The following is a 7450-nucleotide window of genomic DNA, read 5'->3' as shown; positions in this document are numbered from 1 at the left end:
GCCGGGAACGGCGGGAGCGCGCAAGGGGCTTCGACCGGCACCGGCACCGGCACTGGTACCGGGGCCGCCGGGAGCGGGACCGGAGTCGGCTCCGGCGCCGGGGTGAGTGAGCGCGGTGCCGGTGGAACCGGTGGCTCCGGGGGTGCTGCCTCCGGAGCGGCGAGCGGGGCTGTCGCTTCTGGCCCGACTGCGTCCGGTGCGGCTGCTTCTGGCACGGCGGCTTCGGGCGCGGCTGCGTCCGGTGCGGTCGGCGCGGGTGACCGCACCGCCGGGGCGGGCGGGCGTGCGGCTGGTGCTGGTGCTGGTGGCGGTGTCGCGGGGCGGGCCGGTGGGTCCGGCTCGGGTACGGGCTCGGCCTCGGGTGCGGGTGCGGCCTCGGGTGCGGGCGCGGCTTCCGGCGGCGTGGGCGCCGGGGTGGCCGCCGGTGCCGGAGCGGGCTCCGGAGCCGGGATGAACTCCGGTGCCGCGGGGACGGGTTCGCACGGCGGGGCGCGGATCCCCGCGCGGCCCGACGGGCCGCCCCCGGCGCCGAGACCGCCCGCCCGGGCACCGCTCACGGATGTGGTGCCGCGGCGCACGCTGGTGATCATCGCGGTGGTCGTCGTCCTCGCCGTGCTCGGTACGGTCCTCGCGTTCGCGCTCAACGGCGACGAGGCCGACAAGGGCGGCAAGAGCGGCGGCGACACATCCTCGTCCAGCGGCGCGACCGCGGGCGGCGACGGCAGGGAGAAGGACGCCGCGAAGGAGAAGGACTCCGGCGGTTCCGGCAAGGACGACAACTCAGGCTCGGGCTCCGGCGACGGCAAGGGCAAGGAGCAGGACGACAGCTCCGGTTCGGGCTCCGGCAAGGACGACGACGCCGGGCAGGGCTCGTCCATCGGCGGCGGCGACAAGGGCGACGGCGCCGAGGAGACGTACAAACACTCCCAGGGCTTCTCGATCGGCCTGCCCAAGGGCTGGAAGTTCAGCTCGACCGACCGCGCGGGCGCCCGCTTCACCGGGCCGAACGGGCAGAAGCTGCTCATCGGCTGGACCACCACGCCCAAGGACAACCCGGTGGCCGACTGGAAGAACCAGGAGCTCGGCATGCGCCGGGCGCAGTACGACCGGATCCGCATCGAGAAGGTCGGCTTCCGCGGCTGGAACACGGCGGACTGGGAGTTCACCTACGTGGACGGCGGCACCAAGTACCGCTCGGTGGACCGGGGCTTCGTCGTCAACGGCGGCCTGGGCTACGGAATGATGTACACCGCGAAAGCGGACGACTGGGACAGCGAGCAGCGTCGTACGGCCTGGCGGACGTTCACACGGACCTTCGAGCCGAAGAAGTGAGATCTCGCATCCCCTCAATACGGTTCGGTTGTGGCACGTATCGTGAGTGCTTGCGGAGGGTAAGCAGCCGCAACGAGCCGTAAGACGAACGGAATTGACCACCGGGCGGATGGGGGAGGCATCGTGGACGACTATGCGGGACGGGTACTCGCCGACCGCTACCGCCTGCCGCTGCCCCCGGCCGACGAGTACGAACTCGCCGAGACCCGCGCGTTCGACACCTACTCCGGGCAGGAAGTCCTGGTCCGGCAGGTGCCGCTGCCGGAGATCGTCGAGGCGGAGGTGCTCGGCGAGGGAGTACTCGGCGACGAGGCGTACGGCGACGGCGATCTGAGCGATGTGCTGCCCGGCGGGCTGCCCGACGGGTTCCGGAGCGCGCGCGGGAGCGCGGGCCGTGGGGGCGCCCGGCGCGCGGGGTCGCGCGCCACGCGCAGGCCGAGCGACCCGGCCGTCCTGCGCGCCATCGAGGCCGCGCAGGCCGCCGCGCGCATCCCCGACCACCCGCGGCTCGACCAGGTCTTCGACGTGTTCGCGGAAGACGGCTCGCTGTGGATAGTGAGCGAACTGGTGGCGGCCCGGCCGCTCGCGGCGTTACTCGCCGACCGCCCGCTGAACCCGTTCCGCGCGGCGGAGGTCGCGGCGGACGTCGTCACGGCCCTGCGGGTGCTGCACGCGCACGGCTGGGTGCACCGGAACATCACCGCGCGCACGGTGCTCGTCTGCGACGACGGGCGCGTGATGCTCACGGGGCTCGCGGCGGGCGCCGCGGAAGAGGCGTTGTGCGGGTACGACCCGCGGCCCGAGGAGGACGACTTCGCGGGCTTCACCGAGCCCGCGGGGGTCGACCCGGCCGGCCGGGTCGACCAGATCGAACAGACGGGTGTCGCGGGCGCCTTGGGGCCCGGGGCGTCCGAGGAGCCTGGTTCCGAGTACGGGGACGCCGAGTACGGGAACGCTGAGTACGAGGATTCCACGTACGGCGGCGCGGAGTACGGGGCGGACGACGAGTACGGCGAGGGCTCCGCGTACGACGAAGGCTCCGCCTATGGTGAAGGCTCCGCCTACGGTGAACGCTCCGCTCGCGGTGAGTACGACGCGTACGGAGAGCACGGCGAGGCCGTGGAAACCGGTGGCGGCAACGGATCGCGTGGGCGCGCCGCGATCGAGGCGGCACGGAGCGCGGACGACGGCGGGACCGAGGCGTACGGCACGTCCGAGGCGTACGGCACGTCGGCGGGATACGACACGGCTGACCGAGACCTGCGAGCCGCGCGGGCCGGGGCCATCGCCGCGTACCGGGCGGGCGCGGCGCGCGCCGCGGCCCGGGTGAGTGAGGCCGAGCACGGCGAAGCGGCGCGTGGCGGGGGCCACGCTGCCTACGGCCCCGAAGACGCTGACGGAACGGGTGGTTCCGGCCCCGGTGGCCCCGTAGGGCACATCCCGGATCCGTACGGCGTACGGGAGCGGCAGAAGACGCCGTGGCACGGGGCCGTGCCGAGGGGCGGGGGAGCGCCCGCCCATGGCACGGAGAACGCCCCAGTCACCCAGGCCCCGCCGAACCCCCAGGCCCCGCCCAACTCCCAGACCCCGCCCAACACCCGCACCACGCCGCCGAACCCCTGGGCCACGCAGAGCGCCCGGACGACAGCGGGCGAGCGGGGCGGCCGAGGCGCGCCCCCGGACCCTCTTGCCCAGCAGGTCCCGCCCGCCCGGCAGCATGCGAACCCGCCCGCGCCGGGCCGCCCTTCGCCGAGTCACCCCGCACCCGGCGGCCACGCCGCACACGACCTCGCCAAGGGCACCGCCCCCGGGCACGCCGCCGCCCCCGACGCCAACACCCGCCCCCGCGAAGGCGGCTGGGGCGACCCCGCCGGGGAGCCCAGGGCGCGGCGCGGGCCCACCACCGCGCTGGCCGCCGAGCGGGCCCGGCACGCGCGGATGACCGTCGTCGGCCCCGTCACCGAGCGGTGGGCGCCGGAGCAGGCCGGTCCTGTGCACGAGAACTGGCAGCTCGCCGCGCCCATCGGGCCCGCCACCGACCTGTGGGGCCTCGGCGCGCTGCTGTTCCGCGCGGTCCAGGGCCACGCCCCGTATCCGGAGGACAGCACCGCCGAGCTGGTGCAGCTGGTGTGCGCGGAGCCGCCCGCGTTCGCGGAGGAGTGCGGGCCGCTGCGGCCCGTCGTCGAGTCGTTGCTGCGTCAGGACCCGACCGAGCGCATCGACTTCGAGGAGCTGAGCGGCTGGCTGCGCTCGCTGGTCCGGTCGGCGCCGGAACCGGACGCGGGCACGCACGTGGTGCCCGCCCCGCCGTACGACGGCGGCAAGCTGCCCGTCGTACGCCGCCGCGGCGAGGTCGTCCGCAAGCGCCGCCCGCCCGCGCCGGTCCCCACCGGCCACGGCCACGGCCGGCACAAGCACAAGCGCGGCCGCGAACGCGGCCCGGACACCAGGCCGGTGAAGGCGCCGCGCCCCGAGCGGGCCCCACGCCCCGCGGGGACGCCGCGTTCGCTGGGCCGGGTCCTGCTCGTCGTGATCCTCGCCGGGCTGGTGGCGGCCGTCGCGTACGCGATGCTGTTCATGCCCAAGTCCGAGGATAAGGCGGGCACCGGCCGCACGGGCAACGCCGGAGAGGTCAGCCGGGCGCCGGAGGACGGCAACCGCCCGAGTCAGGACGGCAAGCCCGGCGGCAGCGGCGGGTCCGGCGAGGACGACGGGGACGACGGCGACCCGCCGGCCTCGGAGAACACGCCGGGTTCGCAGGAGCCGCAGACCGCCGACCCCGACGTCGCGGCCGGTTTCACCGTGCGCAAGGACGCCGAGGGCTTCCGCGTCGCGGTGGCCAACGGCTGGGACCGGCAGCCCAAGAACGGCCGCGGCCAGGTCCTGTACACGCACGGCAGCTTCGAACTGCTCGTGGTCCCGGGCCGCGACAGCACCGGCGACTACGGCACGGACCCGATGAAGTACCAGAAGGAGGACGAGCGCGAACTCCAGCCGTTCCGCGACTCCTCCTGGGCCACGTCCAGCGGGCTGCGCCGCGTCGACGTGGGCGGACGGTCCATGGCCGAGGGGCAGTTCACCTGGCAGGGCACCGACGGCGCCGAGGTCTTCGTACGCAACCTCGCGATGGTCGTGGACGGGAAGTACCACGTGGTGCAGGTGCGCGGCCCGGAGGCCGAACGGGACGAGGTGACGCGGCTGTTCGAGCAGGCGTCGGCGTCGTACCGGGCCGGGAACTGACCGCCTCCCACCGGTTCCGGATCCGCCCCGGCCGCCGCCCGGCGCGTCACAGTGCGGTCTCCGATCACCCCCTCCCGTTCCCTGCGCGCGCCGCCCTCCTTAACCTGGCTCTGGCAAACCTCAAGAACCTGGCCCTGTCAAGACCAACTGCGGGGGAACGTGAATCAGATGCAGGGCCTGCTCCTCGCCGGCCGCTACCGGCTCGGTGAGACGATCGGCAGCGGCGGCATGGGCCGGGTGTGGCGCGCGCGTGACGAGGTGCTGCACCGCGCCGTCGCCGTCAAGGAACTGACGGCCGCACAGTGGGTGCAGCAGGCCGACCGCGAGGTGCTGCTCACCCGCACGCAGACGGAGGCGCGCGCCCAGGCCCAGATCAACCACTCCGCCGTCGTCACGGTCCATGACGTGGTCGAGTACGACGACCGGCCGTGGATCGTGATGGAGCTCGTCGAGGGCCACTCGCTCGCGGACGCCGTCCGCGACCAGGGGCGCATCGAGCCGCGCGAGGCCGCCCGCATCGGCCTGTGGGTGCTGCGCGCCCTGAGCGCCGCGCACGGCGCCGGGGTGCTGCACCGCGACATCAAGCCGGGCAACGTCCTGCTCTCCGAGGACGGCCGGGTGCTGCTCACCGACTTCGGCATCGCCTCGATCGAGGGCGACTCGACGATCACCCGCACCGGCGAAGTGGTCGGTTCCGTGGACTACTTGGCGCCCGAGCGGGTCAGCGGCGCGAACCCGGGCCCGGCCGCCGACCTGTGGGCGCTGGGCGCCACGCTGTACACGGCGGTCGAGGGCACGTCGCCGTTCCGGCGTACGTCACCGCTCGGCACGATGCAGGCCGTGGTGACGGAGGAGCCCGCTCCGGCCGCGTACGCGGGCGCCCTCGGGCCCGTCATCTCGGCGCTCCTGCACAAGGATCCACAGGCACGGCCCGAGGCGGCCGAGGCGGAGCAGATGCTGGCGGAGGCCGCGGAGGGGCGGCGGCCCGGCGCGGCGCAGGCGTATGTGCCGACGACGCTGCACGAGGGGCCGACCCGGACGGCGCCCACGCCCCTTTCCGGCCATGGCGAGGGCGGGACACCAGGCCAGGCCCCCGGCCCGGCCTCCGGTCGGCCCGGCTCCGGTCGGCCCGGCCACGCCACACCGGCCACCCCGTACGGCACCTCCCCGTCGTACGGCACCTCCCCTTCGTACGGCGCTTCAGCCTCGTACGCCACACCCGCCCCGCACCACGCGGGTGCCACCGCCACGCAGACCGGCCCGCACACCGGGCGCCGCCGCTGGCCCCGGGTCGTCGCCCTGTGTGCCGCGGCCGCGCTGCTCGGCGGGGGCGCGGTGTTCGGCTATCTGCAACTCCGTGACGACGGGGGCACCCGCGCGGAGTCCGGCAGTGGTCAGGACAAGGACGGCAAGGGGACGGGCAACGTTGTCGGCGGGATTCCCAAGGACTGGGTGCGCGTGCACGACGTGGAGGGCTTCAGCCTCATGCTGCCCAAGGGCTGGGAGCGGCGCGTGGACGGCAGCCAGATCGACTACACCCCGGACGGCGGCCGCCACTTCGTGCGCATCGGTGTCGACCGGAGCCCCGACTACGACAACCCGTACCTGCACCAGCTCGCCCTGGAGAAGAAGGTCACCAGGCTGCCCCAGTACCGGCGCCTGCACCTGAACTCCAACACCTTCCGCGACGGGCCCGGCTCGCTCTGGGAGTTCAGCTGGAAGGCAGGCGCCAACGACACCACCAAGGGCCCGCGGCGCGCCATATCGCAGACCTACATCAGCGGGGCGAACGTCGAGTACGCGATCTACATGTCCGCGCCCGAGGGGGACTGGACCAAGACCCGGAAACAGTTCGACGCGGTGCTGCGCGGCTGGCGCGACTGACGGCACCGGCGGCACCGGCGGCCACGGCGCACAGGGGCGCCCGCCCGGCGTATACGGGCCTGAACTGGCCCCTTTCCCGATCCGAGAGGATCCGTGGCCACACCTGTGGGGCATGATGGCCGCATGGGGAGCCTGGGTGACAACGCCCGTGTGATCGCCGGCCGTTACCGCCTGGAGGCGCGGCTGGGCCGGGGCGGCATGGGCGTCGTGTGGCGCGCGACCGACCAGCTCCTCGGCCGCCGCGTCGCCGTCAAGGAACTGCCCCTGGACGAGACGCTCTCCGAGGAGGAGGCGGCGCAGCAGCGCGAGCGCACCCTGCGCGAGGCGCGCGCGGTCGCGCAGTTGCGGCATCCGCACATCGTCGTGGTTCACGACGTCGTGGTGCACGACGAACGCCCCTGCATCGTCATGGAGTTGATCGAGGGCGGCTCGCTGGCCGGGCGGATCAGCAGGTCGGGGCCGCTCGGCCCGGGGGCCGCCGCCCGCGTCGGCCTGGACCTGCTCGGCGCGCTGGGCACCGCGCACGCCGCCGGTATCCTGCACCGCGACCTCAAGCCCGGCAACGTACTCCTGGAAGAGGCCACCGGCCGGGTGGTCCTGACGGACTTCGGCATCGCTCAGGTGTCGGGCGCGACGACGCTCACGGAGGTCGGTTCGTTCGTCGGCTCGCCGGAGTACACCGCGCCCGAGCGGATGTCCGGCGAGCGCACCGGGCCGGAGTCCGACCTGTGGTCCCTCGGCGCGCTGCTCGTGACGGCGGTCAGCGGGGAGTCGCCGTTCCGCCGCGACTCGATCGGCGGGGTGCTGCACGCCGTCGTCTTCGACGAGATCCGCCCGCCACCGGCCGCGGAGCCGCTCGCTCCGGTCGTCCTCGGCCTCCTGGAACGCGATCCGCGGCGCCGCCTGGACGCGGCGGGCGCGGAGCGGTTGCTGCGCGCGTACATCGAGACCGGCGTGATGCCGCCGCTGCCCGACGCGGCGGCCGGGCCCGCGC

4 protein-coding genes are annotated in these 7450 nt (G+C 74.6%); all 4 read left to right on the top strand.

The window, feature by feature from the left end:
* Positions 1-450 precede the first annotated feature (450 nt).
* Positions 451-1332, top strand: a complete 882-nt coding sequence (locus tag STRAU_RS22645; RefSeq protein ID WP_052029197.1) for a hypothetical protein — start codon at positions 451-453, stop codon at positions 1330-1332.
* 123 nt (positions 1333-1455) lie between these two features.
* Complete coding sequence (locus tag STRAU_RS22640; protein WP_016642706.1) at positions 1456-4572, top strand: protein kinase; 3117 nt, start codon at positions 1456-1458, stop codon at positions 4570-4572.
* Between the two features lie 168 nt (positions 4573-4740).
* Complete coding sequence (locus STRAU_RS22635; protein ID WP_016642705.1) at positions 4741-6456, top strand: serine/threonine-protein kinase; 1716 nt, start codon at positions 4741-4743, stop codon at positions 6454-6456.
* Between the two features lie 123 nt (positions 6457-6579).
* Positions 6580-7450, top strand: an 871-nt coding sequence (locus STRAU_RS22630) for a serine/threonine-protein kinase (RefSeq protein ID WP_037661192.1), incomplete at its 3' end; no start/stop codon positions are given.

The sequence above is a fragment of the Streptomyces aurantiacus JA 4570 genome, assembly GCF_000414115.1.
Lineage (GTDB): Bacteria > Actinomycetota > Actinomycetes > Streptomycetales > Streptomycetaceae > Streptomyces > Streptomyces aurantiacus_A.
This window is presented reverse-complemented; position numbering and strand designations above follow the sequence as displayed.

Bases quoted from the DNA above. Each gene is read 5' to 3' on its own strand.
- STRAU_RS22645 (WP_052029197.1), top strand. From the start codon at position 451: ATGAACTCCGGTGCCGCGGGGACGGGTTCGCACGGCGGGGCGCGGATC.
- STRAU_RS22635 (WP_016642705.1), top strand. From the start codon at position 4,741: ATGCAGGGCCTGCTCCTCGCCGGCCGCTACCGGCTCGGTGAGACGATC.